This window comes from Methanobrevibacter intestini, from assembly GCF_047402955.1.
GTDB classification, from domain to species: domain Archaea; phylum Methanobacteriota; class Methanobacteria; order Methanobacteriales; family Methanobacteriaceae; genus Methanocatella; species Methanocatella intestini.
Genome location: NZ_CP187956.1, coordinates 1,275,068 through 1,300,885, shown reverse-complemented (window position 1 = coordinate 1,300,885; position 25,818 = coordinate 1,275,068). Strand labels below are relative to the sequence as shown.

The following is a 25,818-nucleotide window of genomic DNA, read 5'->3' as shown; positions in this document are numbered from 1 at the left end:
AATTTATATTATTTCTTCACCGAATTCTGCAGATTTTACTTTTACAACACCATCAAAATAAGGTTTTACAGATTCTGCAAGTTTTCTTAAATCATGAGGATTTGGCACTTCCACCACCTCCAATGCAGGATCCAAAACATTTCTGTTTCTAAATTGCTGAATAGTGTAAACTTCAGCTTCAATATCCATTACCAAATTATAGATATCTTTTTTAGTATGTAGGGTTGGGACATAAGTTGTTCTGGCTTCCAGATGAACACCATATTTGTTTATAAGATTCATTGATTTGTGAACCTGAGAACCTATATTGGATCCTGTAATTTTCCTGTATTTCTCAAAAGGAGCTTTAACATCCAAAGAAATGAAATCCAAAATATTTAGTTTTAAAATCTCTTCAAGCTTATCCGGATAAATTCCGCTGGTATCCAATTTGGTTTTAAGGCCTATTTTATGGACATAATCCAATATTTCAATGACTGCATCACTTTGAACTAGAGGTTCCCCTCCAGATATTACAACTGCATCAATAAAATCGCTGGCATCATCTATTTCTTTTTTAATTTCTTCAAAACTTTGCTGAGTGCTATCATCTAAAAGTTCAACATTATGACAATAACGGCAAGCAAGAGGGCATTTTGACATAAAAATGACAAAAGACATATTCCCATGAAATTCAACAGAAGAAATTACAGTTCCCCCTACATACATTATGACAATACCTCTTTTACAATTTCAATGAATTTTTTATCTTCTTCCAAAGTACAGATACTTATTCTAATCCAATATTCATCCAGTCCTTTAAATGAAGTACAGTCTCTTACAATGACACCTTTTTTCATAAGCTCCACTGCAAATTCAGATGCTGTAAATCCTGTGTCTTTTATGCCGATCAGCATAAAATTAGATTTTGAAGGGAAAACATTTAATGAATCAATTTTTGACAGTTCATTATAAAGATATTCCCTACTTTCAATTCCTTTTTCAATAGATGTTTCAATGTAGTCCTTATCTCTTAAAGTATTAAGAGCAGCTACATAAGACAATCTTGTTAGAGAAAATACTGGTTTGATTCTGTGCATATATTCAATAATCTCGCTACAGGCCAAACCATAACCCGTTCTCATTCCAGCTAATCCCATTACTTTAGACATTGTTCTGATAATGAAAATATTGTCAAATTCATTGATTAAATCCTTGTTAGTAACTTCAGCATACTCAAAGTAAGCTTCATCTACGACAATTAAAACATCAGGATTTTTAGATGCAATGTCTTTAATATCCTTTTTATCAATTAAAGTACCGGTAGGATTATTTGGAGTGCATAAGAAAATCATTTTTGTTTTGTCAGTTATAGAATTTAAAACTGAATCAATATCCAATTTATTTTCATCCATATTCCATTCGGCATAAACTGGACGAGCACCATATTGCTGCAATAAATATTCATAATACATATATGAAGGCAGAGGTACGATAAACTCATCTCCTTCATTAATAAATGTTTTAGCTAAAACATCAATGATTTCATCAGCACCATCACCGCCAATAATAATCTGGGATTGTTTAACCCCCGAGTAATTAGCTAATTCCTGTTGAAGCTCATTTAAAACTGATTCCGGATATCTGTTTATATTTTTACATTCATTTTCAATAGCTTCAATAGCTTTAGTAGATGGGCCAAATGGATTTTCATTAGATCCTAATTTAATTATTTCATCTTTATTTAAGTTAAATTCGCTAGCTATCTCATCCTGAGATTTACCTGGAACATAAGAATCCATTTCACTAACTATTGCCCTTGGTTTCATTTTTTAACCTTATTTATATTGTTTTGAAAGTTTTTTGTAATTATCTGCGTTTTCCTGAATATGTTCAATTTGTTCAGGAGAAACTTCTTTTATTAGTTTGCCCGGAACTCCTAAGATTAGGCTGCCTTCAGGGAATTCTTTACCTTCACTTACAACAGCTCCGGCACCTACAATAGAATTTTTACCTATATGTGCACCATTTAACACAGTTGCATTCATTCCGATTAATACATTGTCTTCTAAAGTACAGCCATGAACAACAGCACCATGACCTATAGATACATTATCTCCAATTGTTATTGGAAAATCTTCAGTACAATGTAACACACAGTTATCCTGTACATTGGAGTTGTTACCTATTTTAATAGAATCTACATCACCTCTAACAACAGCACCATGCCAAATTGATACATCTTCACCTAATTCAACATCACCGAGTACTTGTGCACCAGGACATATTACAACAGAGTCTTTTTTATTTTCCATAATATCACCATTTAGTTAATTTTTTTTCTTTTTCTTTTGAACAATGTGAGTTTGCTTTTCCAATACTCTTGTATCAGAAGGCAAATCCTCATATAATAAAACACCAGATCCTATAGTAGAGTTATGACCTACTTTTACACCTGGAGAAAAACTTGAATTAATACCTGTTTTTACAGAATCGCCAATAATAGCTCCTAACTTACGTCTTCCACTGTCTATTTTTTGATTTTTGATTTTGGTTTTAATAGTTGCATTATCAAAACGCAAATTAGCTATATTTGTTCCTGCTGCTATATTACAGTTAGAACCAATAACAGAGTCACCTACATAACTTAAATGACTGACATTGGTATTTTCCATAATAATTGAGTTTTTAATCTCAACAGCATTTCCAACATGAACATTGTCACCAAAGTAAGTGTTTCCACGAATATAAGAGTTAGGACCTATATCACAGTTTTTACCAATGTACACATTTCCTTCAATGTACACACCGGCTTTAATAACACTTCCCTCATCTAAAAATACTTCACCATGAATAAATGCACCATCTTCAATTGTTCCTTTAATTTCTGTTTTAAGTTTGCCGATTAAATCTTCATTTACTTCAATTAATTCCCATGGTCTGCCAACATCAATCCAATCTTTAGAAGTTTTATGACCGATAACTGTTTTATTATCTTTAATTTGCAAAGATACTGAATCAGTAATTTCATATTCACCCCTTTCAGAGATTTCTGTTTTACGAATCTTGTCAAAAATATCTTTATTGAATATGTAAATTCCAGCATTAACCAGATTACTTGGCGCCTCTTCACGTTTTGGTTTTTCTACAATGCTTTTAATATTTCCGTTTTCAATTTCAACAACACCAAATGCTGAAGGATCTTCCACTTCAGTTAAAAGCATTAAAGTATCAGGTGTTAAATAATTATACTTCTTAATTATTTCATGAATAATTTCATCATCAAGTATAATATCTCCATTTAAAACTATAATACTATCATCAATAAAATCTTCACCATATGAAATAGCATTAGCTGTTCCTAAAAAGTCTTTTTGAGTTTTATAGAAAATATTAACACCAAAATCACTTCCGTCTCCAAAGTAATTTCTAACCATTTCCTCTTTATAACGTACAATAAGTAAAATATCAGTTATACCATTGTCTCTTAAAGACTCAATATTATACTGAATAATTGGTTTTCCAGCTACCGGCAACATTGTTTTAGGTTTTGTAAGGGTCAGCGGCCTCATTCTAGAACCTTCGCCGGCACTTAAAATTATAGCTTTCAATTTCATTACCCCATAAGTTATTACTTTAAACTATTATAATATGTTAAGTTTATACTTATTAATTAATTTTTTTAATTGAAAAAAGAAGATTGAAAAAAACATGCAGTATAACAGCTGCATGAAAAAGAAATTAAATATTTTCTTTTATGATTTTAACACAGGTTTCTTTAATTGCCTGAGCTTTTGTGCTGTCTTTAGACTCTAAAGTTATTCTGATATAATCTTCAGTTCCTGAAGGCCTTACTAAAACCCAGCTGTCATCATTGAAAGTTAATCTAACACCATCAATGGAATTGATTTCTTTAATATCATCAAAACTGTCTTTCAATAAATCTTCCATGTTTTCCATAACTGCTGTTTTAGCTTCTTTAGAACAGGTTATTTTTTCACGGATATTGGGATAAGAAGGAATCTCTAAGAGCAATTCAGACAATTTGCCTTTGTTTGATACAAGTTCGGCCATTCTCAAACCTGAAAGAATACCGTCAGGACACATGCAGAAATCAGGATGCAGCCATGTTCCTGAAGGTTCTCCTCCAAATGCAGCATCTTTTTCTATTATAACTTCAGCTACATTTACATCTCCGACTTTAGTTCTTAAAACATCGCCTTTTACAGATTCATCCATACATAAACCTGCATCTACAGTAGTAACTATATCTCCATCAAATTCTTTAGACATCAATGCGAGTAAAGAGTCAAATGGTGAAATATTTCCGTTTTCATCAATTGTAATCATTCTGTCTGCATCTCCGTCATGAGCAATTCCCAAATCTGCTCCGATAGCTACTACAGTTTTCATTAAATTTTGCAGGTTTTCTGCATTTGGTTCTGGATTTCTTCCTGGGAAAAATCCGTCAGGCTGAGAATTTAGAGCTGTTACCTCACATCCAGCTTTTCTAAATACCAAAGGAGATATTTCGCTTCCAGCACCTGAAGCACAATCAATAACAACTTTTAATCCTGGTTTAATATTTACCATACTTACTAAATCATCAATGTATTTTCCTTTAATTTCTTCATTAACTTTTAAGCTACCAACTTTATCCCAGCTTACTGAAGTGTAGGATTTGTTTGAATAGATTTCTTCAATTTCAGCTTCCTGAACTGATGTATATGCCATTCCGTTAGAATTCCATATTTTAATCCCATTGTACTGTGAAGGATTATGTGATGCAGTTAACATTATTCCGGCATCTGCTCCTAATTTATCAGTAGCATAACCTACTAAAGGAGTCGGAACCATACCTATTTTAATTACATCTACTCCGCTTTCAAGCAAACCTGCACAAATAGCCTGATCAAGCATTATATTGGTAGTTCTTGTATCATAACCTAAAACTACAGTTCCTTCATTACCTAAATAGTAAGCTAAAGATTTACCGACATTTAATGCAAGTTCACAGGTAACTTCAGAATTTATTTTCCCCCGGATTCCTGAAGTTCCAAACAGTTTTTTAACAGCCATTAAATCAACTCTTTTAAGCTCCAAATTTATGAGCATAGTTCATTAAATCCATCATGATATTCATAACATCAGATCCCCTAATTCTGCAAAGCCCTCCTTTTGCAACAGCTACTTCAGAGTATTCACAAACATCATCTACTCTTACTTCAGGACCTGTGATAATAACAGGTACTGGATCACCTGAATGGTTTAAAACAGAAATTGGAGTTGAATGATCAGCAGTTAAGAAAATATAAACATCTTCAAGTTTTTTAAGTTCGCTCATAACAACTCTGTCAACTTTTTCAATGAAGTCACGTTTTTCAATAGCCTGTCCGTCATGACCTGCTTCATCTGCTCCGTCAATGTTTATCAGGAAAAAGTCATGGTCTGAATTTTTAACCTGATCAAGGATAGTGTCTCTGATATTTTCCAAATTGGTGTCAATTCCACCAGTAACATCATCCATTTCAACAATATCCATACCTGCAAATCTGCCTATTCCCATAATAAGGCCAGTTTCAGCAATACATGCAGAATTAACTTCATATTTGTCATTTAGAGCTTCTACAACCGGAACTTCACCTGCACCACGAGGAATAATAATATTTGCTGGAGGTTCATTGTTTTCTATTCTTTCCAAATTAACCGGGTGGTCTTTAATCATTTCATAAGATTTAGCTACTAATTTATTTAAGATATCTGCAGTTTTTTTAGCTTCTTCAGAATCATCCAAAGCTATGACTTCTTTAGGTTTGTTTCCTTCCACTTTAGGATCAGCATCACTTACTTTATCTGAAAGGCCTTCACCTCTTAATACTAAAACTGCTCTGTGGCCAGTTGATTCTTTAAAAATAATTTTAATGTCAGGATAATCTTCCAGAACCATTGTATTTAACACTTCAACGATTTCATGAGTTCCCTCTCTGATTCTTCCTGCACGCCTGTCAGTAACTATACCATTTTCATCAGCTGTTGAGAAATTACATCTGAATGCAATATCTCCAGGAATAACATCCACTCCAACACCAGCTGCTTCAAAAGGACCTCTTCCGGTGTATACTTCATATGGGTCATAACCTAAAATAGATAAATGAGCAGTATCACTACCCGGTATAATTCCCGGAGCTATAGAATCCATAATTCCAGTTATACCATTTTTAGCCATTTCATCCATGTTTGGAGTGTTAGCTGCTTGGAGAGGGGTTTGATTATCAAATTCTTTAAGTGGACGGTCCCCCATACCATCCATAACTAAAACTATTCCCTTCATAATGTCACCTTAATATAATACTTTTAAATATATTTTTCAATAGTTATAAAATTATTAGTCTAAAAACCTATTAAAGGTTTAATCATAACTTTAATTAAATTTGCAACAGAAAACAGTACAAGTATCTTAACCCAGGTACGTTTATCCTTAAAAATCTCATCGCCATACCTGCGTTTATAATACACTGCAATAATTACTGCAATAAGTGTTGATACAGTAATATCAAAATTAAACTCTGCCACTGACATAATTTACTATCTGTTTTAACTTATTAAAATAATTAATTAAACAAGTAAAATACCAATCAAAGCTCCGGTAATAGTAGCTATAAGATTTACATGTTCATTTGTAAGTAAATCTTTTCTCTCAAAGACTGCTCCAAGGATACTGTCCATAAAACAGCCTAATGTTCCTGGAATAACTGCTAAAATAACACCTAAAACAGGATCGTGAATAATTCCAAGCAAATAAGCACAAATACCAATAACCGCTGCACCAACCATACCTGCAACAGTTCCTAAAACAGATACTGCTCCATCAGTTCCCGGTTCGACCTTTTTAAAAGTAGTAATTAATCTAGGCTGATGCAATACTCCTATCTCACTAGCTAAAGTATCTGCTGTTGCAGTAGCTATTGCTCCAATAAATCCTCCGACAAATGATAAATAGTAACCGCCAAATGCTGCCATCATAACTGCTACAATACCATTTGAAATAACATTTTTAGTAGTCCTTCTACCTTCAAATTCTCCTAAAGATTTTTTATAGGATTTTGAGAATTTTGTAGCTACCAAACTTAAAATAAGGAATATCAAAATTAATAATAACCAGTTAAATCCCGCTGAAAAAATAATGATAATACCCATAACAATCATAACAACTGATCCAAGAGCATCTAAGGATTTTCTTTTGTATGTTAAGAACCCTAATAAAAATAGAATTAAAACATAACCCCAATTAATCATTATTAACTTTTCAACCATATTATCAACATGATAGTATTTCTAAAGAATAATATAAAAATCTACCTAATTTTAACCATATAATTAATATAATATATTAACCATAATTTATCTTATGAGAACATTATATAAGATAATTATTGTACTGGCTATCTTATTTGTAAGTATTGAAATGGGACATATTATCCCTGGAAGTTTCGTTTATGTTTTAATTATATTAATAATCCTTGCAGGAATCATCAGCTACACCATTTCAATTTACAATGACTTAGTGACTAAAAGAAACCAGGTAAAAAGTTCCTGGAGTAAAATTGATGTTCAGTTAAAAAGAAGAACTGATTTAATTCCGAATTTAGTGGAAATTGTTAAAGGTTATGCCCAACACGAAAAAGAGACATTCAGTCAGGTAAGTCAGGCTAGAGCTTCATTAATGAATGCAAGAAATATTGATGATATACAGAAATCCAATTCTCAGCTATCCAGAAGTCTTGTTAATTTATTCGCAATAGCTGAAAGGTATCCTGAACTAAAAGCCAATACAAACTTTTTAAATTTACAGGGACAACTACAAGAAAGCGAAGATAAAATAGCTACTTATAGAGAAAGGTTCAATAATTTTGTTTTAGTCTACAATAACAGCTGTGAACAGTTTCCAGGTAATTTAGTTGCACAGTTATTTGGATTTAAAACTGCGAACTTTATTGAAATTACTGAAGATGAAAAAGCTGTGCCGAAAGTACAGTTCTGATTTTTATTTTTTTATAATGAAATATAACAGTGTGATATGCTGAAATGAAAAAAAATAAGTAAAAGTATTTAGTTTAATACTTTACTTTTGATAATTTCCACTCTTTTGAGAGGGTAGATTTTTTTAGCATTGTGGTAAACTTCAGATGCTAATTTACCGTTTACAACAAGTTTTATTAATTCATCGAAAGATTTTTCTGCTGCAGTTTCAGCCAATAAATCATTGATAACTTGTCTCATGTATTTTTGTTGGGAAGATTTAGCTCTTCTGGTAGTTACTGCAAGTACATGAAGTTTAACTTTACGGCCATCTTTAGTTTTAACAATAGAAGAAGCATCGATTCTACTGGTTCCCCTTCTAATCATACTTCTTACATAATCAGTAGTAGTTTTGTGACCAGTGAATTTGGTGTTTGCAACATCTCCTGCTACATTGTCAATTTCAAATCTGAGTTTGATGTACTGTTTGGAAAAGTCACCGGACAATTCCCTCATAGTAACTTCTACTCCCCTACCGATAAGGTAATCAGGATCTCTTGCTGGAGTTTCTCCAATTTCTTTGTCTTCAAAGTTTACTGGTGTTTTAATAGTATACCAGGATTTTTCTTTCCATGTATCACGTACTCTACGCCTTGTTTTTGCTTTTGCCATTATATCAACCTTTTATAGTTTTTCCGTAAATTTCTATTATCATTAAAAATATAGCTATCGCTATAGTAAATTTAAAAATAGCCTACCAAATACTGTATTTGTTAAATCAAACACAACACAGAATATAAAATAAGATTATAATTGATTATAGTTTTATAATCCGTTAATCGACTACTGTGAGTTCTACTCACTTATTTTAAAGAATAATTCATTATAAAGTTTTAAATTATTAAAACCCGCCCTTAAAGGTTATTATTACTTTTTTTCTTCATGATATATAAAGCTTGTTAAAGGATTAAAGATTTATTCAATATAACTTATAACATCAGTTATTACAAACTTAAACAAAAAGAATGATTATAATATCATTTTAAAATAGTAAAAACTCATTAAAACAAAATAAAAATATGATTTCATAACATTGGCCGGAAAATAAGGAGCATTGAAACTCCTTATTCCATACTAGGCAAATATTTTTGGTCTGAAGCATAGCTGGACCCAATTAATTTTCCATTAGAAGTATTATACTGTCTAAAACCACCATCAGAATAAGTTACTTCACGATAATAGCTGCCGTCATCTGCCTGATAATTATATTTTACCACTTCACTTACAACATAAACTCCTGAATCAGATGATGGTTTTGGCTGACTGTTATCATTCGTATTGTTTGCAGTTGTGTTATTAGTTAAATTTTCAGCAGTGCAGTTAGTATATGACATATCGTCTTCATCATCATGGAAATCATCCACGAAAGCAATTGCAAATGCTATAATGCATGCCCCAGCAATAATTGCGCAAATTATTATAATCAAATCCTTAGATTCCATTAAAACAACCTCCAATTAATTTTTTAAAAGCCCATATGGGGAGTCGAACCCCAGACCTATTGATTACGAGTCAATCGTTCTACCATCTGAACTATATAGGCTTAATTATTACATTTGTAATTAAGTAGTATACAAACATTCCGATAAAATAACATAAAACATCCCACCAATCAGAAACACTGCCAGGTCTTAAAAAAATAGCCAGATATTCCCCTAAAAAAGACAGACCTACTGTAATTACAAACAAGTATTTAAAGGACGTTACTTGGGTATTTGACCTGTATAATGAAATGCTGTTTATTAAAGCAAAAAATAAAGGCACAGCTAGTAAATCATTTAGATAATTATTGAAAAACGGAATTCCCAAATTCTTTAAAACCAACTGATTTAAACTATAAATAGCTAATGTGCCAATTACTATCACAATATTTGATTTATTTTTCATATTATCCTAAAATAGAAAATATCACTAGTGCAATAAGCACTCCTAAAATAATAGTACATAATTCTTCCATAATAATAATATTGTGATTATCATATATAAAACTTGTTAAAAAATAAAAAGAAAATTAGCTATTCATAAAATTATAGTGATCAATATATCTTTGTAAAACTTCCTCAACAGGACCTTCATCACTAACCAGTTTAATACCCGCATCTTCTGCTTTAATTTTAGATTTGAATCCGTGCTGAGTAGAAATTATAACATCACAGTCACTGCATTTTTGAATAACATCTCCACCCTGATGTTTAGCATTCTTATCAATAGCTACTTTTCTTGTTTCAACAAAATCAAATTTATCATCAACCACATCATAAATAGCTAATGATACTGCTTTTCCTAAATGCAAATCAACAGCATCTCCGTTAGAAGATGCAAGTGCAATTCTCATTTTAATCAACTAATTTTTTAATTATATTGGCAACATTTTGACCAAATAACTTAATAGTGTCTATTCCTTCACTGTCATCTAAAGCCGTACCTTCAGGACCTGCAAATACCATATTCCAGTAAGTACTTCCAGCTATTACCATATTGTTAATTGGGAAAAACATTGTCATTTCCTGTAAGGTTAAAGTTTGCCCACCGCGTCTTGCAACAGCAATCGGACCTCCAACCATCCAGTCTAAAAATTTATCATTTCCTCTTGAAACTTTACCAATCCTTTGAAGAGCAGCCATTATATCTCCTCTTGCAGTTCCAAAGTAAACTGGTGCTGCAGGAATAAATCCGTCAGCATGTCTGATTTTTTCAATGACTTCCTCCAAACCGTCATTTAAAACACAGTTTCCAGTTCCGGCACATCCGTTACATGCAATACAGGACTGTATCTGTTTTCCTCTTAAAGATATGATTTCAGCTTCAACACCATTTTTCTCAATTTCTTCAGCACAAACTTCCAGAACATCCTGAGTGTTGCTGTTAGCTCGTGGACTAGAATTTAATAATATAACTTTTGCCATAACATCAACCTAAATAAAATTTTGTTAATCAAATAATAAATCTTTTGGAAAAAAGAATTTAAACTTCAGCACCGTTTAAAGCATGCTGACATGGACAGTCAAAATCATCATCCAAATGCTTAATAATTTCATAAATTAAAACCATCAAATCTTCCTCTTTAGCTTTAACCATTTCAAATACTTCATCAATAGTTAAATTATCCTGTGAAATTCCAGATGCATAATTTGAAACTATGCAAATTGAGTTATAACAGATTGCCCTTTCACGGGCAAGTGTTACTTCAGGAACTCCAGTCATACCTACCAGATCTCCTCCAAGAAGTTTGAACATTTTAATTTCAGCAGGTGTTTCAAATCTAGGCCCCTGTGTACAGACATATGTTCCTCCAGTAATAACTTCACCGCAATCAGCTATTATATCCCTTAAACGGCTGCAATAAGGTTCAGTTACATCTACATGAACAACATGGTCTTCAAAGTAGGTTTTGTCTCTGTTTTCGGTAAAATCTAAAAAGTCATCAGGAATTACAAATGACCCCGGAGGCATTTCCAGATTCATAGATCCGACAGAATTGGTAGCTATTATCTGTGTAACTCCCACATTCTTAAGTGCATCAATATTAGCTCTGAAATTGATTTTATGTGGAGGAATACTATGTCCTGAAGCATGTCTTGGAATGAAAACTACTGTTTTATTAAACATATCTAAAACAGAAACTTCAACGTCCCCATAATCTGTTTTAACTAATTTTTTTTCAACATTATCTGCCTTTTGAGTTATTTCGTAAACTCCACTGCCGCCAATAATTCCAATCATCTTATCTTATCCTTTTGTAACAGCTAATGGTTTTACTTTTGCAACAAGTTTAGCTATTCCTGTACTGTCAGATATTTTAACTACACTGTCCACATCTTTGTATGCGCCCGGTGCTTCTTCAGCGATTACATTTTCAGTTGTAGCTCTGATTTTAACACCATTTGCAGCTAAATTGTTTTTGATTTCTTCAGGCTTGTAGTCTTTTTTAGCCTGTGATCTTGATAAAACCCTTCCGGCACCATGTGCAGTGGATCCGAATGTTTCTTCCATTGCTGTTTGTGTTCCATGCAATACATAAGATGCTGTTCCCATTGTTCCCGGAATTAACACCGGCTGACCAACTTTCCTGTATTTTTCAGGAATCTCTTCACTTCCAGGTCCAAATGCACGGGTGGCTCCTTTTCTGTGGACTACCAATTTCATGTCATTGCCTTTGAATTTGTGTGTTTCCTGTTTAGCAATGTTGTGAGCTACATCATAAACAATATCCATTCCCATATCTTTAGCTGATTTTCCTAAAATGTCTTCAAAGGTTTCCCTTATCCAATGAGTCATCATTTGTCTGTTTGCCCATGCATAATTGGCTGCTGCATACATAGCTTTCAAATAGTCCTGAGCTTCTTTTGAATCGAATGGTGCACAAGCTAACTGTCTGTCTGCAAGATCAATTTGGTGATTTTTATAAGCTTTATCCATTACTCTCAAATAATCAGAACAGACCTGGTGTCCGCAGCCTCTTGAGCCGCTGTGAATCATAATTACAACCATTCCTTTTTCAAGACCATATACACCAGCTACTTCATCATTATAGATTTCATCAACAACCTGAATTTCTAAAAAGTGATTTCCAGAACCTAAAGAACCTAATTGAGGTATTCCTCTTCTTTTAGCTTTGTCACTGACCTTAGTTGAGTCAGCTTCTTTGATTCTTCCGTTTTCTTCTAAAACTTCAAGATCTTCTTCCCATCCATATCCATTTTCTACAGCCCACTCTGCTCCAAAATTTAAAACATCATCTATTTCATTTTCTTTAAGCTTGATTTTTCCTTTGCTTCCTACACCAGACGGAATATTTTTAAACAATGCTTCAATTAATTCATCAAGTTTATCTTCAATGTCAGATTGTTTAAGATTGGTTTTTATTAACCTGACTCCACAGTTAATATCAAAACCTACTCCTCCAGGAGATACAATTCCGTTTTTTTCACTGAATGCTGCTACACCACCTATTGGAAATCCATATCCAAAATGAATATCAGGCAAGCCTATTGCATATCTGTGAACACCTGGAAGACAGGCAATGTTTACAATCTGATCAATAGCTCCATCTTCTAAAGCTTCAAAACTTTCATCATCAAGATACAATCTTCCAGAAGCCCTCATTTTTTTATTAACACTTCCAGGAACCTCATAGACGTTATCTCTAACTTTTTTAATTTTATCTTTAATACTCATAAAAATCACAAACTATTTTATAATATTTATTAAAAGGATAATAAATAATTTTTTGGTAAAAAACAGAATGAATTAATACAAATCACTGCTATTTTTTGCAGCTGGGAAAAAAACAAGTTAAATGAGGATATAAACCTCATTAATAAATTGAGAAAAATAAAATCCATTAAAGACTTAAAAAAAGTACTTTAAAAAATTTTATTTTCTAAATAATGCAGACATTCCTGCAACCAACAATAATACTGCTCCAAGAACACCAAAGAAAGTGGATCCTAATAAAACCAATATTGCAGAAACAATAAATAAGAATCCGCCAACATCACTATCTTTAAATACATGAATAGATGCAAAAATACCTAAAAATGATCCGATAGTAGCTATAAGTCCTAAAAAGGAGGTTGCTCCAAATCCAAAACTTCCAATCAATAAGATAAATGAACTAGAAACTAAACTTATAAGTGCCCCTAAGCCTCCTACAATTAGTTCAAATATTCTTGAAACTGATTTTCTTCTTTGCATATTTAATTATTTAAATATAATTTATTATATATGTTTTCATAAATCCACAATTGCTGAAAGTTTTACAATATCTTTTTCAATAATATTCATTTTGTGAAATGTTATAGCTTTAACCTCATCACCGCGATAATGTTTATCCCAATTAATCCCTTCACCTTCAATTGTTGCATTTAAGTGATATCCGTCATCTGTTTTATTAATCGTGACTTTAAATTGTGAAAATAACATGAATTCTATTTCATGTAAAAATAAAAGTTCCTCTAAAAAATCATACAATAAAGAAACTTTGTCTTCTGAAGTTATTTCAAATGATTTGGAAGTTATGGGTTCTATATATTCTGTTTTGGAAATTATATTAAATAATGCCAATCCTGCATTTTCAAAAGCTTCGTTTAAGTTGTTTCCATAAGCATAAAATCCTATATCTGCAGTTACATCAAAAAATTCAAATTTTTTCATAGTTTCTTCCTAAAATATTACTTTTCAAATGGGGTGTCTCTCTTTCTTTATATTACACTTTCAAACAATATTAATTTAGCGATGTGATAGAAATGTTGAAAAATTCAGATACTACAATAAAAGCTGATTTAAGAAAGAAAAGTTCTATAATAGATGAAATAGAATATAGTAACTATAATATTCAAGCTTGCATGGTGATACTTGTTATAATGATAGTATTGCTTTTATCAATAATCTCTGTTGTAACTGCGCAAAATCCCAATTTAGTATAATTGGTTTTTTCTAATTATATGCTACCAAACCCTTGGCGCAGAAAAAGCATTAGATTAAAACAGGTTGACCCATGCAAAAATCTAATGTTATAAGGATGATTAATATGGAATTTGATTCAAATATGAAATTCTGTCAGTCCTGTGCAATGCCAATGACTGAAGAATTATATGGCAGCAACAAAGATGGCAGTAAAAACGAAGATTACTGTATTTACTGCTATGAAAATGGTGAATTTACAGCAGATATATCTATGGAAGAAATGATTGATTTTTGTGTTCCAAAAACTGTCGAAAATACAGACATGGATGAAAAAACAGTTAGAAAAATGTTAAATGAAACATTTCCACAACTTAAAAGATGGAAATGAATTTCATAATTTAAAATCACAAGGGTTAAAACGTAAAATAATTTCTCTGGAATTTCCTCTTGACCCTTTTCCTGTGAATTTTGTGTCAACTAATCTTAAAAACTCCAATTTTTCAAGGGTTCTGTTAAAGGTAGCATAACTTACATTTTCTTTTTCTTTAAACAATTCAGATAACTCTCCGGCTGTAAAAATCTTATCTGAATCTGAAATTATTTTTAATAATGCCTTTTCGGTGTCATTTAATGATTTTAAAGTTTCTGAGATTTGCACTGAAACTAAAGAATCAACTGCTTTTTGGAAATGTTCTTCAGTGATTTCTCTAGAGGCATCAGCCTCAGCAATATTACCGCAAGACCTTAAAAGATTAATGCCTACTCTTAAGTCTCCGACATCATAAGTATGCATAGCTACCAATTCAAGGATTTCATCACCCATTACACCGGGAAAAAAACCTGCATTTACCCTGTCTTTTAAGATATCTTCAATTTCTGAATAATTATATGGCTGAAATGTAATGTCCTGAGGTATAAAAACAGTATTTACATTTTTATCAAAGGCATACCTGAATTCCAGATCAGACAATATTGCAAAAATTCCAGTTTTAACACCAGGATATTCTTCATATGCTCTTAACAAATCATAAAATACTTTATTGGCGGCCTTACTTTGGAATAAATAATTAACATCATCCAATGCAACGATTAATGCTTTTTTATCTGATTGAAGTTTATGCATGATTTGGTCATAAATTCTTGAAAATGGAACTCCTGTTTCCGGAGGAATATGGCCAAATAGCTTTTTATAAATTTGTGAAAATATTCCAAAACGTGTTGTATGGAGCTGACAGTTTATATAAACACAAGTGACTTTTTCTGTGCTTTTTTCAACTAATTCAAATACTTTTCTAATAGCTGTTGTTTTTCCAGTTGCACATGAACCTAAAACAACAGAATTTGATGGCTGCCCCCCACTTATAGCCGGTCTGATTGCCATTGCCATAGCTTCCATTTGCCTATCCCTATAATTATAATTCGGAGGCACATAATCCGGATCAAAAGCATTTATATTTTGAAAAAGACTTTCATCATGCATTAAAATATCTTCAATTCCCATACTTATCATTTATATTTAAACTATTATAAAAAAATTATTATGACTTTAAATTAATAATTTTAACATCTTCATTATCGTCAATCCACTTTGTAAACAATTCTGCATACTCCAATTTTTTTGTTTTAATTTTATCTGCTTTAGCAGTATCTTCTGCAATATTTGGTCTTGAGTATTTAGTTACAACATTTCCAAAATCCATTCCAGCCAATATCAATTCAGTGGCTCCAAGTGCAACAGCCAAAAACATTGCTCGATCTCCGTCTGTAAATCCTCCAAAATTATAGAGATTTCCATGTGCCTGAGCTTGTGTTGTTCCTAAAACATTGTCAAAAAATGGAGTGTATTTTAAAATTGCTTCCAGATTATTTCCATGACCGTGAATAACTAAATTTGCACCACATGCATTTGCATATAAAATATCATCTATTTTCCCATCCAGATCAGTAGCTATTATATCAGGAACTATTTTTTCTTCAGTTAAAGCTGTTGTTGCTCCGTCTGCAGCTACTAAAACATAATCAAACAAATCATATTCCGTTTTTATTTTTTTAATATGGTCTTTTAAAGATGGTCCTGCTCCAAATATTATGAATTTAGTGGAAAAATCTACTTTTTCATATAAATCTTCCAGTGTTAAGCAGCCCTGTTCAAAAAGAAGGTCATCCAATACCTGAGCAGTTTTTTCATCATCTTCTCTTTCAAATCCGAAATCATCCAATATTTTTTTATAATAATTTTCCCAAAGGCCAAAATCCATTGAAATCACCTTTTATATATTGTTAATTTAGTTGCAGATTATTAATATTCTTTATTCTTTATTAACAACCCTAATGTCCTTACCTGTAAAATACTTATACAAATCATGGAACTGCCTTACAACAAAACCAGTACATGCTGCTGAGATTACTGTACCTATACTTACACTTCCCAAAACATCACCTAAAAATATCCAGCATAAAATAACTGTTATTATCACCATTGATGAATCAATACATATTTTAACTGATGAAAATTTCTTATCAGCAGCTATAGCTATTGCTTCTATAAGACCTTCTCCAGGAAGAGGTGCAATATTTGCAGGCATCATTATTAAAATTCCGACAGCTATAAGAATTATGCTTAATGCCAGCATCAGAAACTTACCTATTACTGAAAGATTCTGAATCGGTGCCAGTACCAGCAATGAAAAATCAACAAAATATCCGAATAAAAAAGCACTGACTAATTGAAGAAGTCTTTTCGGATGATATCTCTCTTTCAAAATTGGTTTTTGTATAAAAATAACTACCAGATAAAATAAAACTGATGACAAACCTACATCAATATTTGTAATTAAAGCTATTGCATAGGGAATGGAGTTAATTGGAGTAACACCCAATTCAGATTTGATTGAAACTCCTACAGCAAAAGACAGTATGCATACTCCGATTATATAATATATTATTCTTTTAATTAACTCATTTGTAATTTTAATTCTTTCATGCTCCTAATTTTCTTTATTAACTACTGTAATTGACTTTCCTGTTATTTTTTCATACAATTCTGTGAGATATCTTATAATAATTCCTATGAATATTGCTGCAAGAATTGTACCTACATTTACACTTCCAAGAATATCTGATGTAAAGAGTCCGCAAATGATTAAAGATAATACAACCATTGATGTATCAAAACATACTTTGACTTTGGAAAATCGTTTATCATAAGCCAGAGATACAGCTTCCACAACTCCCTCACCTGGAAGCGGTGCAATGTTTGCAGGCATGTATATTAAAATACCGGCAGCTATTAAAAACATACTTACAATCAGCAGTGTAAAGTTAACATCCAAAGGCAGGTCCGGCATCGGAGATAAAATCCACAGTGAAAGATCTGTAAAATACCCGAACATAAATGCATTAATCAACTGCAAAAGCCTTTTCGAATTGAATCTCTTTTTTAAAATTGGTATTTGGAGAAATACAAGAAGTGCATTGAAAATTACTGTTGTAACTCCAATATTTACACTTGAGGCCAATGTTAAAGAATAAGGAATTGAACTGATAGGGGTGACCCCTAATCCTGATTTGATTGAAAGACCTACACCTAATGACATTACAAATAATCCACCAACAAATAATATAATTCTTTTAATCCACATAAAATCATCTCACATTTGTTTTAAATCAACTTCACGACCTGTTATTTTTTTAAATCCTTTAACAATATATTCCAACACTGTTCCAACTAAAAATGCTGCTACAATTGTTCCTATCCCAACACTAGCCAAAGGATTTCCAATAAATATCCAGCACATCACTACAGAAATAATTACCATTGCAGCATCAAATCCTACTTTAACCTTTGGAAAAGGCAAATCATATGTAATAGCTATTGCCTGCATTACACCTTCACCTGCAAGCTGAACAATATGAGGCGGAAGGTATAAAAATATTCCAAATGCCAGAACCACAATACTGATTCCCAGAAATATAAAGTCTCCAATAAGACCTGGAGGTTTCGGTACAAATGAAACCAGATACACTGCCAAAGTTGTAAAATATCCGAAAAGAACTCCTGCAACAACCTGCAGCAGTATTTTAGCTTTAAAATTCTTTCTTAGAATTAAAAACTGCAGTATTACAAGAGCAATGTGAAACAGTATAGTTGCAAATCCTACTTCTATTGCCCATACATGCATCATGGAATAGGGAATTGAGCTAACTGGAGAAGAGCCTAAATCAGACCTGAATGAAAATGCAATACCTACAGTCATTACAAAAAGTCCCAGGACATATAATGAAATCCTTTTAATCATATTTCCGTTCATAATCATCACATCTGTTTAAAATCCACTACTTCTCCGGTCAAATAGCTGTTAAGCTTATGAATGTATTTTAATACAATTCCAACAAAAACAGCTGAAAGAATTGTTCCAATACCAATACTGCCCCCAATTACTCCCAAAAATACAAAACACAATATTAAAGAAATAACAAGCAGGCCAACATCATAAACAACCTTGGTTTTTGAGAAAGGCTTGTTAAATGCAATAGCTAATGCCTGTGTTACCCCGTCAACAGATACCGGAATAATGTTTGCAGGAACATAGAAAAACAATCCCAAAGCTACACTGAATATGCTTAAACATGTCAGCAGCAGTTCAAATAGAATACTGGTTGAATCAGGAATAAAACCCATTAATCCAACTGAAAAAGTTGTGAAATATCCGAACAATATTCCAACAAAGACCTGCAGGAAGTGTTTAACTTTAAAGTCCTTTCTTAACAATACCAATTCTATTAAAACTAAAATTGCATGAAATATAATTGTAGCCTGACCTATTTCAATTCCCTAAATCAAATTTAAAGTGTATGGAACTGAACTGACAGGTGTTGCTCCTAAATTAGATTTTATTGAAAAACCTATCCCCAGAGTTATAAACCACAATCCCAGAAGATAGTTAAATACTCTTTTAAATGTTAATCTGTCATTTCCAAAAAAATCCATACTATACTATATGTACTACACAATATTTAAAAACTATAAAAATAAGACATTTATATAGCTTTATCATAAGCTAAATCATAAAATTTATTTTTACATACGGAGGAAATTTTAAATGGATGAAATTTTATTAATGCTTCCAGGTCCAACAACAGTACACCCAAGAGTACTTAATGCTATGTCTCAAGCTGTTGTAAATCATAGAGGAGCTAAATATGGAGAAATCTTAACTGAAACCAGCGAATTAATGTCTGATGTTTTCCAAACCTCTAACCAATCCTATTTATTAACCGGGTCTGGAACTGCAGCAATGGAAGCAGCTATAAGTAATGTAGTAAATTCCGGAGAAAAAGTCTTAAATGTTGTAGGAGGAAAATTCGGAGAACGTTTCATGAAAATAGCTAATGCTCATGGAATTACCACCGAAGAATTAGCAGTAGAATGGGGAACTGCAGTAACTCCTGAAGCTATTAAAGCTGCTCTTGATGCTGATGAAGATATTAAAGCTATATCTGTTGTTCATAATGAAACTTCAACTGGTGTAGCAGCACCTATTGAAGCAATCGGTAAAGTAATGAAAGATTACGACGCCCTCTACATTGTAGATACTGTATCTTCCCTTGGAGGAGACTATGTTGATGTAGACAAATTCGGAATAGATGTATGTATTACCGGATCCCAAAAATGTATTGCAGCACCACCTGGAATGGCTGCTATTACATTAAGTGATGATGCTTGGGCTGCTGCAGATAAAGTAGACTCCCATACTTTTTACTTAGATATGCAAGCTGCTAAAAAAAGTGGAGACAAAAATCCACCTCAAACTCCATACACTCCTTCTGTATCTCTAACTTATGCTATGAACGAAGCATTAAAAATGGTTATGGAAGAAGGATTAGAAAACAGAGTTGCACGTCACCACAAAGCTGCTAAAGCTAGTGTAGCTGCTGTAAAAGCATTAGGTTTAGAATTATTCGCAGATGAAAAAGTATCCTCAGCTACTGTAACTGCAGTTAAAATGCCTGAAGGCATTACTGATGCAGACTTCAGAGGAACTGTCCGTGACAAATACGGAGTAGAATTAGCTGGTGGACAAGACCACTTAAAAGGAAACATATTCAGAATAGGACATATGGGAAACATTTCCTACAAAGAATTAGTACAAACCTTTGCAGCTATCGGAATGACTTTAAAAGGTCTCGGTGCAATTGAAGATGCAGGTGCTGGAGTAGCATCCATTACAGAATCATACTTATGATTCTTCTTTTTTTCTTTTTTTAAATTTGATATTATATCAAATCCTTATTTTTAGAGTTGCATATCATCAAAATATAACTGCTTCACTTTTCAACAGCTATGAAAATTTTATCGACTATACTCGATAAATTTTAAAAAATAGTAAAAATTTCTTTTATACTCGATAAAAATCAAGATTTCAAAATTACATTAAAATCATTATTTTATTGATTTAAGAATGTAAAATTGTTTTTAGAAAAAACTGACCAATTTATAAACTATAAAAACCAATGAGATATTGGATATCCAATAAAAGCAACAGGGGGTTTTAATCATCAACTATCACATACTGGACATAACATTAAAAGAAATAGCGAATACCTCAATAAATGAACTGTTAGAATTTATGAACATCGATTATGAAATTGTAGAATCAGCCAAAACAGAATTCAGCGAATTAAAAAATAAAAGATATCATCTGGACTACGTAGGTAAAACAAAAGACAAAATTTATATCCATATAGAATTTCAAGCAAGATTTCCAACAAAAAAGGAATTGCAAAGAATCTTCGCTTATGTCGCATTACTACATGAATACACCGGCTGTTTTGTTGAAACCTACATCATTTGTGTTCAAGCAATACCGAACGACCAGATCATCCATCAGTACAGTAAAGACAATGTTTTTAAAATTAACATCATGTCCTTAAAAAACATTGACGGAAATAAAAAAATAAATAGTATAAGTAAAAAAATAGAAAACAACGAAAAACTAACACCAACAGAAATACTTGCTTTGAAATTAATGCCGTTTACAAGCTATAAGGAAACAACAGAAGAAATAACATTGAAAACTGCTCAATTAACCAATAAAATAACAACATTAACCATAGACGAACTTAACAACATCAAGTACATTCAACAGGCAGTATGTTCCAAAGTAATAAAAAAAGAACACCAACAACCAATAATGGAGGAAATAAAAATGAGAAACACACTATACGACCAAGCCAGAAAAGAAGGAAGAAAAGAAGGAAAAACAGAAGGAATAAAAGAAGGAAGAAACAAGGGAAGAAAAGAAGGAATAAACGAGGGAAGAAAAGAAGGAAGAAATGAGGGAAAAAATGAAATGAAAAATGAAATAACAAACGAAATAACAACACTAATTCAAAAAGGAAAACTACCCCAAGACACATTAAACCAAATACATTCCTTAAAAATGTAAAAAAACACCAGCAATCAATAACGGAGGAAACAAAAATGAGAAACACACTATACGACCAAGCCAGAAAAGAAGGAAGAAAAGAAGGAAAAACTGAAGGAATAAAAGAAGGAAAAACTGAAGGAATAAAAGAAGGAAAAACAGAAATAAAAAACGAAATAACAACACTAATTCAAAAAGGAAAACTGCCTAAAGACACTTTAGACAAAATAACTTCCTTAAAAACATAAAAATGATTCATAAAATAGGCTTGATAATAGCTAAATTATTAAGCCTGAAATTTTTTTAAATAAACAAAATATTTAATATTTGATAGCTAATATTATAATTAACTAAAAAAATGGATGTGTCAAAATATGGCTGAAAATATTAAAACAAGTGTAGAAGAATTACGTAAACTTATCAGTATTGAAAATGTTGTTGGAAAACCTATTGATGCAGGAGACCAATTTTTAATTCCGGTAATGAGAATGGGAGTAGGTTTTGGAGCCTGTGAAAACATACTGGGCAATGACGGAAATGATACTGTAGGTGCCGGTGCTGGTGTTGAACCTGTTTCCATGGTAATTATTCCAAAAAATGCTAAAAGCGGAGAAGGAGTTAAAGTTGTTAACTTAACTAAAGGAACTGAAACCAACAAAGCATTGTCTGATTTAGGACTAATTGTATCTGATCTTGTTAAAAATTATTTTTCACAATCTTCAGACGACTACGATGAATCAGAATATATTGAACCTGAGTTTACAACTACCGATGAAGAAGACCAATAAATTTTTTAAAAAGGGATATTTTGAATACCATATACATCCTAGGAATGATTTTACTCTTAATCATTCTAATCATTATTATTTTTTTATATATGGGCCTTAGAATATCACTTAACTTTGAAAAAACTGGAAGCAAGCTTTCAGCTATTGTTAAAATAAATATTTTTAAAAAAATAACTGTTTATAATTCTTCAAAAGAAAAAGAATCCGAAGAAGAAGCAGACGAGAAAAAAGGGCCTAAAAATTTAATGAACCCTCTTAAAAATGCTCTGCCTTACATTACAGATTTTTTAAAAAAAACCGCAAAATCCATTAAAGTTACAAAATTAGAAAATCATCTTAAATTTGGACTGGCCAGCTATGCAGATACTGCACAATATATTGGATATATCTGGGCAATTAACGGATTTATTAAAACATTATATCCTGTTTCTAAAGTAAGTGCCGAACCTGTTTTTGGAGATCCTGTAATTGATTTTAAAGGATGCTTAGATGTTGATATTAATCTTTTAAAGCTGATTTTGCCTGTTGTCAGTTTAATTTCCAAAAAAGAAATCAGGATTTTGATTAAGGCTTTTAGAGGTGATAAAAATGAAAAATGATTTTACAGGATTTGCAAAACACCAAAAGGAAAAGCTTGACAAATACTTCAGGAAAGATGAAGAGCTAACCTTTAAAAAAATAGCTGTTGGAGAGGATAACTTTTATTTTATCTATAAATCAAAAGCAGTTATCTTAAAAGATAAAATAGCCAGTTATGAACTGATACCCCTCGGATTTATCCACAACACAGATGATGAATACTATTACTACTCATTTGACGGCAACTGCCATGGCTATGAAGATATTGTAAAAAAATTTGTTGAAAAATGCCTTATTTAGGAAGGGGAATATCTTCAAACCTTACAGCAACATCCACAATGTCATAATCCTCTGCATCCTGGAAATCTTCAAGCTTTTCTACTCTTTTTGCTTTTAATCCGTATGCTTCAGCTACTTTTACAAAATCGGGATTTTTTAAATCTGTCTGATAGGGTTCCATATCATATTTATTAACTTCATGCTGTCTTATAATGCCATATTGTGAGTTGTTTATTATGAAAATTAAAATATTCAAACCATACTCTTTTATTGTAGCCAGTTCCTGAATATTCATCTGGAAATCTCCGTCTCCGTTGATTACAATTATTTTTTTATCAGGATTTGCAACTGCTGCTCCAATAGCACCAGGAATTCCGTAACCCATTGGTCCAAGTGCTGACTGAAACAGCAGCTGGCCAAAATCAGAGGATTTTTTAAGCAGTGTTACCCATGTAATATGACTTCCAGCATCACCGATTACAATATTATCCCTATATTGCTTTAAAATTTCATCAATAGCTACCTGCGGTCTTAACGGAAGTGTTTTATCTCCCAATCCTTCAACAGCTATTTTATTGTCAATTTCCAATATTTCATCTAACCAGTCTGCTTTTTTAAAGTCAGCTTCACATAAAAAGTCTTCAACACTTCCCTGAATCGGATAATCTCCTTTAAGATGCTTTTTATTAATATTTACATGAATTAATCTGTCTTCAATTTCTTCCAATGATGTAAATGTCCTTTCAGAAGCTCTTGCACCTAAAGCTATGATACAGTCCGAATTTTTTAGAGCATAATCTGCTCTGGGAGTTCCTCTTGTACCGGCCATTCCCAGATTTAAAGGATTGTTTTCATCTATGATTCCTTTTGAATTAAAGGTAGTTGTTACCGGAATTCCATTACTTTCAGCTATCAGTTTTAAAACTTCCCTTTGTGATATGGCTCCTGAACCCAATACAAAGAGAGGTTTTTTAGATTTGTTTATTAATTTCTGAGCTTTTTTAACATTTGACAGGTCATTTTCACACAAATAACATAAATCAAAGTCCTGAAAGTCCTCGCTTAACAGAACATCACTTGACAAATTTATATGAACCGGACCTTTAGGATCGTGTTTAATTTTATAGATAGCTGCCCTTAGTGCATATACTGCTTCAGTTCCGTTTAATGGATTGAATGATTCATCAACAATATTTTTAAAAATCTCTGATGTCGGAAGTGACTGGAAAACATCTTTATTTCTTAAATCTGTTGGATTATCTCCTGTTAAAACCAGAAGAGGCACATTGTCTTTGTATGCTCCGGCCAGAGCCATTGTAAAATTAAGTGCTCCAGGTGCTGCAGTAGCTACACATGCACTTAATTTATGAGATGATTTGTAATATGCATCTGCTGCATGCATAGCCGCCTGTTCATGCCTTACCAGAACATGATTTATTTTGGAGTCTTTGAGAGCTTTATAAAACGGCAATATCTGTTCTCCGGGAAGTCCGAAAATATTTTCCAGACCTTCCTCTTCAAGGATTTTAACTAAATAAGCAGCTACATTCATTATTATTCCTCTTCCTGATAAGATCCGCTGTATTGGCCGGAGCCTTCAACTTCAAAAACAACTCCCTGAGCTATTCTGTCTCCTTTTTTGATTTTGTATTCATAATCTCCGTGATTATAAATCATAAACATTAAAGTTCCGAAAAAACCAGGATCTCCAACAGCTGTCTGAACTGAGACAAAAGACCTCAGTAATGTTGATCTTGGCAGATATAACATTGAATAGCCCTTCGGAATTTTGATTTTCCTGTCAATTGAAGCAAGATAAGCGGTGTGGGGTTTTAAAGTGTAAACAGGACCTTCCAATTCTTTAATTTCAGGAAGATTTTTTTCATTGTCAATCAGGGAACCTTCACTTTCCTGAGTATAAATTTTATCTAAAGCCAAATCAATTCCTGAAGGCTGAACCAAATCTTTAAAATCCGGAAACAGTTTAACAAGTTCATTTTCACCAAGCATAATAATCACTTAATAGATAGTTTATTATATCTGATTAATAAATTTTAAAAACAGGGAGGAAAACATTATGCCAGTAATAACAATAGCCGGAAATGACACAATCAGTGTTGAAGATAAAAGAGAAATGGTAAAAAAAGTAAGTGAAATAGTAGCTGACAGTTACGGATTACCAATAGAAGCAATAACAGTACTTGTTCAAGCTTATCCGAAAGAAAGCATCGGAGTAGCTGGTGAATTATTAAGTGATAGGGAATAAATTTCCTTATCAT

The 25,818-nt window shown here is 32.3% G+C and carries 33 protein-coding genes, 1 tRNA gene and 2 pseudogenes; 10 read left to right on the top strand and 26 right to left on the bottom strand.

All coding sequences use genetic code 11. From position 1 onward, the window contains the following. Nucleotides 1–3: 3 nt before the first annotated feature. The 8 genes from ACMC9J_RS05960 to ACMC9J_RS05925 all read right to left on the bottom strand — a co-directional run bounded on the left by ACMC9J_RS05960 (nucleotide 4) and on the right by ACMC9J_RS05925 (nucleotide 7,293). The gene (locus tag ACMC9J_RS05960) at nucleotides 4–708 is read right to left on the bottom strand and encodes an anaerobic ribonucleoside-triphosphate reductase activating protein (protein WP_427003053.1); all 705 of its coding nucleotides are present in this window, start codon (nucleotides 706–708) and stop codon (nucleotides 4–6) included. Then, entirely contained in the window at nucleotides 708–1,808 is a 1,101-nt protein-coding gene (gene hisC, locus ACMC9J_RS05955; RefSeq protein WP_019268387.1) for a histidinol-phosphate transaminase, read from the bottom strand. Before hisC ends, ACMC9J_RS05960 begins: the two co-directional genes overlap by 1 nt. A 9-nt stretch (nucleotides 1,809–1,817) precedes the next feature. Next, nucleotides 1,818–2,294, bottom strand: coding sequence for a gamma carbonic anhydrase family protein (locus ACMC9J_RS05950; protein WP_019264553.1), 477 nt, complete (start codon nucleotides 2,292–2,294; stop codon nucleotides 1,818–1,820). A 15-nt stretch (nucleotides 2,295–2,309) separates the two neighbouring features. Beyond that, entirely contained in the window at nucleotides 2,310–3,596 is a 1,287-nt protein-coding gene (gene glmU / locus ACMC9J_RS05945; RefSeq protein ID WP_019264554.1) for a bifunctional sugar-1-phosphate nucleotidylyltransferase/acetyltransferase, read from the bottom strand. 124 nt (nucleotides 3,597–3,720) lie between these two features. Further along, complete coding sequence (gene glmM / locus ACMC9J_RS05940; RefSeq protein WP_427003052.1) at nucleotides 3,721–5,094, bottom strand: phosphoglucosamine mutase; 1,374 nt, start codon at nucleotides 5,092–5,094, stop codon at nucleotides 3,721–3,723. Further along, on the bottom strand, nucleotides 5,072–6,310 hold the full coding sequence (locus ACMC9J_RS05935) for a 2,3-bisphosphoglycerate-independent phosphoglycerate mutase (protein WP_304146987.1): 1,239 nt from the start codon (nucleotides 6,308–6,310) through the stop codon (nucleotides 5,072–5,074). Before ACMC9J_RS05935 ends, glmM begins: the two co-directional genes overlap by 23 nt. A gap of 59 nt (nucleotides 6,311–6,369) precedes the next feature. After that, nucleotides 6,370–6,558, bottom strand: coding sequence for a hypothetical protein (locus ACMC9J_RS05930; RefSeq protein WP_427003051.1), 189 nt, complete (start codon nucleotides 6,556–6,558; stop codon nucleotides 6,370–6,372). Nucleotides 6,559–6,594: 36 nt separating this feature from the next. Continuing rightward, complete coding sequence (locus ACMC9J_RS05925; protein ID WP_019264558.1) at nucleotides 6,595–7,293, bottom strand: TIGR00297 family protein; 699 nt, start codon at nucleotides 7,291–7,293, stop codon at nucleotides 6,595–6,597. A 151-nt stretch (nucleotides 7,294–7,444) separates the two neighbouring features. On the opposite strand from ACMC9J_RS05925, the gene ACMC9J_RS05920 reads away from it, so the two are divergent. After that, nucleotides 7,445–8,020 (top strand): LemA family protein, encoded by a 576-nt coding sequence (locus ACMC9J_RS05920; protein WP_427003636.1) that lies wholly within the window; start codon nucleotides 7,445–7,447, stop codon nucleotides 8,018–8,020. Nucleotides 8,021–8,088: 68 nt separating this feature from the next. Here the strand turns inward: ACMC9J_RS05920 and ACMC9J_RS05915 are convergent, their stop codons facing one another. The 10 genes from ACMC9J_RS05915 to ACMC9J_RS05870 all read right to left on the bottom strand — a co-directional run bounded on the left by ACMC9J_RS05915 (nucleotide 8,089) and on the right by ACMC9J_RS05870 (nucleotide 14,214). After that, a complete protein-coding gene (locus tag ACMC9J_RS05915; protein WP_427003050.1) occupies nucleotides 8,089–8,670 on the bottom strand; it encodes a 30S ribosomal protein S3ae in 582 nt (193 codons plus the stop codon). A gap of 452 nt (nucleotides 8,671–9,122) precedes the next feature. After that, nucleotides 9,123–9,500, bottom strand: coding sequence for a hypothetical protein (locus ACMC9J_RS05910; protein ID WP_019264561.1), 378 nt, complete (start codon nucleotides 9,498–9,500; stop codon nucleotides 9,123–9,125). 28 nt (nucleotides 9,501–9,528) lie between these two features. After that, nucleotides 9,529–9,601, bottom strand: a tRNA-Thr gene (locus tag ACMC9J_RS05905). Next, nucleotides 9,592–9,945: a hypothetical protein gene (locus ACMC9J_RS05900; protein WP_427003049.1), complete on the bottom strand. Its 354-nt coding sequence runs from the start codon at nucleotides 9,943–9,945 to the stop codon at nucleotides 9,592–9,594. Before ACMC9J_RS05900 ends, ACMC9J_RS05905 begins: the two co-directional genes overlap by 10 nt. A gap of 124 nt (nucleotides 9,946–10,069) precedes the next feature. Beyond that, entirely contained in the window at nucleotides 10,070–10,393 is a 324-nt protein-coding gene (locus ACMC9J_RS05895) for a NifB/NifX family molybdenum-iron cluster-binding protein (protein ID WP_019264562.1), read from the bottom strand. 1 nt (nucleotide 10,394) lies between these two features. After that, nucleotides 10,395–10,964 (bottom strand): flavodoxin family protein, encoded by a 570-nt coding sequence (locus ACMC9J_RS05890; protein WP_427003048.1) that lies wholly within the window; start codon nucleotides 10,962–10,964, stop codon nucleotides 10,395–10,397. Nucleotides 10,965–11,022: 58 nt separating this feature from the next. Next, nucleotides 11,023–11,781: an S-methyl-5'-thioadenosine phosphorylase gene (gene mtnP, locus ACMC9J_RS05885; RefSeq protein WP_427003047.1), complete on the bottom strand. Its 759-nt coding sequence runs from the start codon at nucleotides 11,779–11,781 to the stop codon at nucleotides 11,023–11,025. A gap of 6 nt (nucleotides 11,782–11,787) precedes the next feature. After that, entirely contained in the window at nucleotides 11,788–13,236 is a 1,449-nt protein-coding gene (locus ACMC9J_RS05880; protein ID WP_304129643.1) for an RtcB family protein, read from the bottom strand. A 198-nt stretch (nucleotides 13,237–13,434) separates the two neighbouring features. Next, nucleotides 13,435–13,755 carry a hypothetical protein gene (locus tag ACMC9J_RS05875; protein WP_019264566.1) on the bottom strand — a complete coding sequence of 107 codons (321 nt, stop codon included), beginning with the start codon at nucleotides 13,753–13,755 and terminating at the stop codon, nucleotides 13,435–13,437. A 36-nt stretch (nucleotides 13,756–13,791) separates the two neighbouring features. Next, complete coding sequence (locus tag ACMC9J_RS05870; protein ID WP_019266486.1) at nucleotides 13,792–14,214, bottom strand: archease; 423 nt, start codon at nucleotides 14,212–14,214, stop codon at nucleotides 13,792–13,794. A gap of 92 nt (nucleotides 14,215–14,306) precedes the next feature. Between ACMC9J_RS05870 and ACMC9J_RS05865 the strand changes: the two genes are divergently transcribed. Further along, entirely contained in the window at nucleotides 14,307–14,486 is a 180-nt protein-coding gene (locus ACMC9J_RS05865) for a hypothetical protein (protein ID WP_019264568.1), read from the top strand. Nucleotides 14,487–14,557: 71 nt separating this feature from the next. Then, nucleotides 14,558–14,854 carry a zinc ribbon domain-containing protein gene (locus tag ACMC9J_RS05860; protein WP_019264569.1) on the top strand — a complete coding sequence of 99 codons (297 nt, stop codon included), beginning with the start codon at nucleotides 14,558–14,560 and terminating at the stop codon, nucleotides 14,852–14,854. A gap of 3 nt (nucleotides 14,855–14,857) precedes the next feature. Here the strand turns inward: ACMC9J_RS05860 and ACMC9J_RS05855 are convergent, their stop codons facing one another. From ACMC9J_RS05855 to ACMC9J_RS05830, 6 genes and pseudogenes are all read right to left on the bottom strand, one after another. Next, nucleotides 14,858–15,976 carry an ORC1-type DNA replication protein gene (locus tag ACMC9J_RS05855; RefSeq protein WP_427003046.1) on the bottom strand — a complete coding sequence of 373 codons (1,119 nt, stop codon included), beginning with the start codon at nucleotides 15,974–15,976 and terminating at the stop codon, nucleotides 14,858–14,860. 28 nt (nucleotides 15,977–16,004) lie between these two features. After that, nucleotides 16,005–16,724, bottom strand: coding sequence for a 6-hydroxymethylpterin diphosphokinase MptE-like protein (locus tag ACMC9J_RS05850; RefSeq protein WP_094516247.1), 720 nt, complete (start codon nucleotides 16,722–16,724; stop codon nucleotides 16,005–16,007). Nucleotides 16,725–16,775: 51 nt separating this feature from the next. After that, entirely contained in the window at nucleotides 16,776–17,381 is a 606-nt protein-coding gene (locus ACMC9J_RS05845) for a YczE/YyaS/YitT family protein (protein ID WP_427003635.1), read from the bottom strand. A 72-nt stretch (nucleotides 17,382–17,453) separates the two neighbouring features. Further along, nucleotides 17,454–18,107 carry a YczE/YyaS/YitT family protein gene (locus ACMC9J_RS05840; RefSeq protein ID WP_427003045.1) on the bottom strand — a complete coding sequence of 218 codons (654 nt, stop codon included), beginning with the start codon at nucleotides 18,105–18,107 and terminating at the stop codon, nucleotides 17,454–17,456. Nucleotides 18,108–18,116: 9 nt separating this feature from the next. After that, on the bottom strand, nucleotides 18,117–18,782 hold the full coding sequence (locus ACMC9J_RS05835; RefSeq protein ID WP_019266490.1) for a YczE/YyaS/YitT family protein: 666 nt from the start codon (nucleotides 18,780–18,782) through the stop codon (nucleotides 18,117–18,119). Next, nucleotides 18,782–19,456, bottom strand: a pseudogene (locus tag ACMC9J_RS05830) (YczE/YyaS/YitT family protein). The gene ACMC9J_RS05835 and the pseudogene ACMC9J_RS05830 overlap by 1 nt, the downstream one beginning before the upstream one ends. A 112-nt stretch (nucleotides 19,457–19,568) precedes the next feature. Here ACMC9J_RS05830 and ACMC9J_RS05825 point away from each other — a divergent pair. The 6 genes and pseudogenes from ACMC9J_RS05825 (at nucleotide 19,569) to ACMC9J_RS05800 (ending at nucleotide 23,560) form a co-directional block, all read left to right on the top strand. Further along, nucleotides 19,569–20,711, top strand: a complete 1,143-nt coding sequence (locus tag ACMC9J_RS05825; RefSeq protein WP_427003044.1) for a pyridoxal-phosphate-dependent aminotransferase family protein — start codon at nucleotides 19,569–19,571, stop codon at nucleotides 20,709–20,711. 384 nt (nucleotides 20,712–21,095) lie between these two features. After that, complete coding sequence (locus tag ACMC9J_RS05820) at nucleotides 21,096–21,914, top strand: hypothetical protein (RefSeq protein WP_427003043.1); 819 nt, start codon at nucleotides 21,096–21,098, stop codon at nucleotides 21,912–21,914. Next, nucleotides 21,914–22,141: pseudogene (locus ACMC9J_RS05815) on the top strand (hypothetical protein); the annotation flags it as partial. The gene ACMC9J_RS05820 and the pseudogene ACMC9J_RS05815, both read left to right, overlap by 1 nt. A gap of 126 nt (nucleotides 22,142–22,267) precedes the next feature. Next, a complete protein-coding gene (locus tag ACMC9J_RS05810) occupies nucleotides 22,268–22,681 on the top strand; it encodes a GerW family sporulation protein (protein ID WP_019264578.1) in 414 nt (137 codons plus the stop codon). 89 nt (nucleotides 22,682–22,770) lie between these two features. Then, the gene (locus ACMC9J_RS05805) at nucleotides 22,771–23,280 is read left to right on the top strand and encodes a DUF2953 domain-containing protein (protein WP_427003042.1); all 510 of its coding nucleotides are present in this window, start codon (nucleotides 22,771–22,773) and stop codon (nucleotides 23,278–23,280) included. Next, nucleotides 23,270–23,560 (top strand): hypothetical protein, encoded by a 291-nt coding sequence (locus ACMC9J_RS05800; protein ID WP_427003041.1) that lies wholly within the window; start codon nucleotides 23,270–23,272, stop codon nucleotides 23,558–23,560. Before ACMC9J_RS05805 ends, ACMC9J_RS05800 begins: the two co-directional genes overlap by 11 nt. Here the strand turns inward: ACMC9J_RS05800 and ACMC9J_RS05795 are convergent. Together ACMC9J_RS05795 and ACMC9J_RS05790 are read right to left on the bottom strand one after the other, a co-directional pair. Next, nucleotides 23,553–25,091: a thiamine pyrophosphate-binding protein gene (locus tag ACMC9J_RS05795; protein ID WP_427003040.1), complete on the bottom strand. Its 1,539-nt coding sequence runs from the start codon at nucleotides 25,089–25,091 to the stop codon at nucleotides 23,553–23,555. The genes ACMC9J_RS05800 and ACMC9J_RS05795 overlap by 8 nt on opposite strands. A gap of 2 nt (nucleotides 25,092–25,093) precedes the next feature. After that, nucleotides 25,094–25,549 (bottom strand): dCTP deaminase, encoded by a 456-nt coding sequence (locus tag ACMC9J_RS05790; protein WP_019267770.1) that lies wholly within the window; start codon nucleotides 25,547–25,549, stop codon nucleotides 25,094–25,096. Nucleotides 25,550–25,616: 67 nt separating this feature from the next. Between ACMC9J_RS05790 and dmpI the strand changes: the two genes are divergently transcribed. Continuing rightward, entirely contained in the window at nucleotides 25,617–25,805 is a 189-nt protein-coding gene (gene dmpI / locus ACMC9J_RS05785) for a 4-oxalocrotonate tautomerase DmpI (RefSeq protein ID WP_004036440.1), read from the top strand. The last annotated feature ends 13 nt before the right edge of the window (nucleotides 25,806–25,818 follow it).

What these genes read in the sequence shown, in the direction of transcription:
- ACMC9J_RS05835 (WP_019266490.1), bottom strand. Translation starts at nt 18,782, where the DNA reads ATGATTATGAACGGAAATATGATTAAAAGGATTTCATTATATGTCCTG.
- ACMC9J_RS05920 (WP_427003636.1), top strand. Translation starts at nt 7,445, where the DNA reads ATGGGACATATTATCCCTGGAAGTTTCGTTTATGTTTTAATTATATTA.
- ACMC9J_RS05875 (WP_019264566.1), bottom strand. Translation starts at nt 13,755, where the DNA reads ATGCAAAGAAGAAAATCAGTTTCAAGAATATTTGAACTAATTGTAGGA.
- ACMC9J_RS05895 (WP_019264562.1), bottom strand. Translation starts at nt 10,393, where the DNA reads ATGAGAATTGCACTTGCATCTTCTAACGGAGATGCTGTTGATTTGCAT.
- ACMC9J_RS05950 (WP_019264553.1), bottom strand. Translation starts at nt 2,294, where the DNA reads ATGGAAAATAAAAAAGACTCTGTTGTAATATGTCCTGGTGCACAAGTA.
- ACMC9J_RS05960 (WP_427003053.1), bottom strand. Translation starts at nt 708, where the DNA reads ATGTATGTAGGGGGAACTGTAATTTCTTCTGTTGAATTTCATGGGAAT.
- ACMC9J_RS05825 (WP_427003044.1), top strand. Translation starts at nt 19,569, where the DNA reads ATGGATGAAATTTTATTAATGCTTCCAGGTCCAACAACAGTACACCCA.
- ACMC9J_RS05790 (WP_019267770.1), bottom strand. Translation starts at nt 25,549, where the DNA reads ATGCTTGGTGAAAATGAACTTGTTAAACTGTTTCCGGATTTTAAAGAT.
- ACMC9J_RS05850 (WP_094516247.1), bottom strand. Translation starts at nt 16,724, where the DNA reads ATGGATTTTGGCCTTTGGGAAAATTATTATAAAAAAATATTGGATGAT.
- mtnP (WP_427003047.1), bottom strand. Translation starts at nt 11,781, where the DNA reads ATGATTGGAATTATTGGCGGCAGTGGAGTTTACGAAATAACTCAAAAG.
- dmpI (WP_004036440.1), top strand. Translation starts at nt 25,617, where the DNA reads ATGCCAGTAATAACAATAGCCGGAAATGACACAATCAGTGTTGAAGAT.
- glmU (WP_019264554.1), bottom strand. Translation starts at nt 3,596, where the DNA reads ATGAAATTGAAAGCTATAATTTTAAGTGCCGGCGAAGGTTCTAGAATG.
- ACMC9J_RS05925 (WP_019264558.1), bottom strand. Translation starts at nt 7,293, where the DNA reads ATGGTTGAAAAGTTAATAATGATTAATTGGGGTTATGTTTTAATTCTA.
- glmM (WP_427003052.1), bottom strand. Translation starts at nt 5,094, where the DNA reads ATGCTCATAAATTTGGAGCTTAAAAGAGTTGATTTAATGGCTGTTAAA.
- ACMC9J_RS05910 (WP_019264561.1), bottom strand. Translation starts at nt 9,500, where the DNA reads ATGGAATCTAAGGATTTGATTATAATAATTTGCGCAATTATTGCTGGG.
- ACMC9J_RS05840 (WP_427003045.1), bottom strand. Translation starts at nt 18,107, where the DNA reads ATGTGGATTAAAAGAATTATATTATTTGTTGGTGGATTATTTGTAATG.
- ACMC9J_RS05930 (WP_427003051.1), bottom strand. Translation starts at nt 6,558, where the DNA reads ATGTCAGTGGCAGAGTTTAATTTTGATATTACTGTATCAACACTTATT.
- ACMC9J_RS05855 (WP_427003046.1), bottom strand. Translation starts at nt 15,976, where the DNA reads ATGATAAGTATGGGAATTGAAGATATTTTAATGCATGATGAAAGTCTT.
- ACMC9J_RS05810 (WP_019264578.1), top strand. Translation starts at nt 22,268, where the DNA reads ATGGCTGAAAATATTAAAACAAGTGTAGAAGAATTACGTAAACTTATC.
- ACMC9J_RS05880 (WP_304129643.1), bottom strand. Translation starts at nt 13,236, where the DNA reads ATGAGTATTAAAGATAAAATTAAAAAAGTTAGAGATAACGTCTATGAG.
- ACMC9J_RS05915 (WP_427003050.1), bottom strand. Translation starts at nt 8,670, where the DNA reads ATGGCAAAAGCAAAAACAAGGCGTAGAGTACGTGATACATGGAAAGAA.
- ACMC9J_RS05890 (WP_427003048.1), bottom strand. Translation starts at nt 10,964, where the DNA reads ATGGCAAAAGTTATATTATTAAATTCTAGTCCACGAGCTAACAGCAAC.
- ACMC9J_RS05795 (WP_427003040.1), bottom strand. Translation starts at nt 25,091, where the DNA reads ATGAATGTAGCTGCTTATTTAGTTAAAATCCTTGAAGAGGAAGGTCTG.
- ACMC9J_RS05935 (WP_304146987.1), bottom strand. Translation starts at nt 6,310, where the DNA reads ATGAAGGGAATAGTTTTAGTTATGGATGGTATGGGGGACCGTCCACTT.
- hisC (WP_019268387.1), bottom strand. Translation starts at nt 1,808, where the DNA reads ATGAAACCAAGGGCAATAGTTAGTGAAATGGATTCTTATGTTCCAGGT.
- ACMC9J_RS05860 (WP_019264569.1), top strand. Translation starts at nt 14,558, where the DNA reads ATGCAAAAATCTAATGTTATAAGGATGATTAATATGGAATTTGATTCA.
- ACMC9J_RS05800 (WP_427003041.1), top strand. Translation starts at nt 23,270, where the DNA reads ATGAAAAATGATTTTACAGGATTTGCAAAACACCAAAAGGAAAAGCTT.
- ACMC9J_RS05870 (WP_019266486.1), bottom strand. Translation starts at nt 14,214, where the DNA reads ATGAAAAAATTTGAATTTTTTGATGTAACTGCAGATATAGGATTTTAT.
- ACMC9J_RS05805 (WP_427003042.1), top strand. Translation starts at nt 22,771, where the DNA reads ATGGGCCTTAGAATATCACTTAACTTTGAAAAAACTGGAAGCAAGCTT.
- ACMC9J_RS05900 (WP_427003049.1), bottom strand. Translation starts at nt 9,945, where the DNA reads ATGAAAAATAAATCAAATATTGTGATAGTAATTGGCACATTAGCTATT.
- ACMC9J_RS05865 (WP_019264568.1), top strand. Translation starts at nt 14,307, where the DNA reads ATGTTGAAAAATTCAGATACTACAATAAAAGCTGATTTAAGAAAGAAA.
- ACMC9J_RS05820 (WP_427003043.1), top strand. Translation starts at nt 21,096, where the DNA reads ATGAACATCGATTATGAAATTGTAGAATCAGCCAAAACAGAATTCAGC.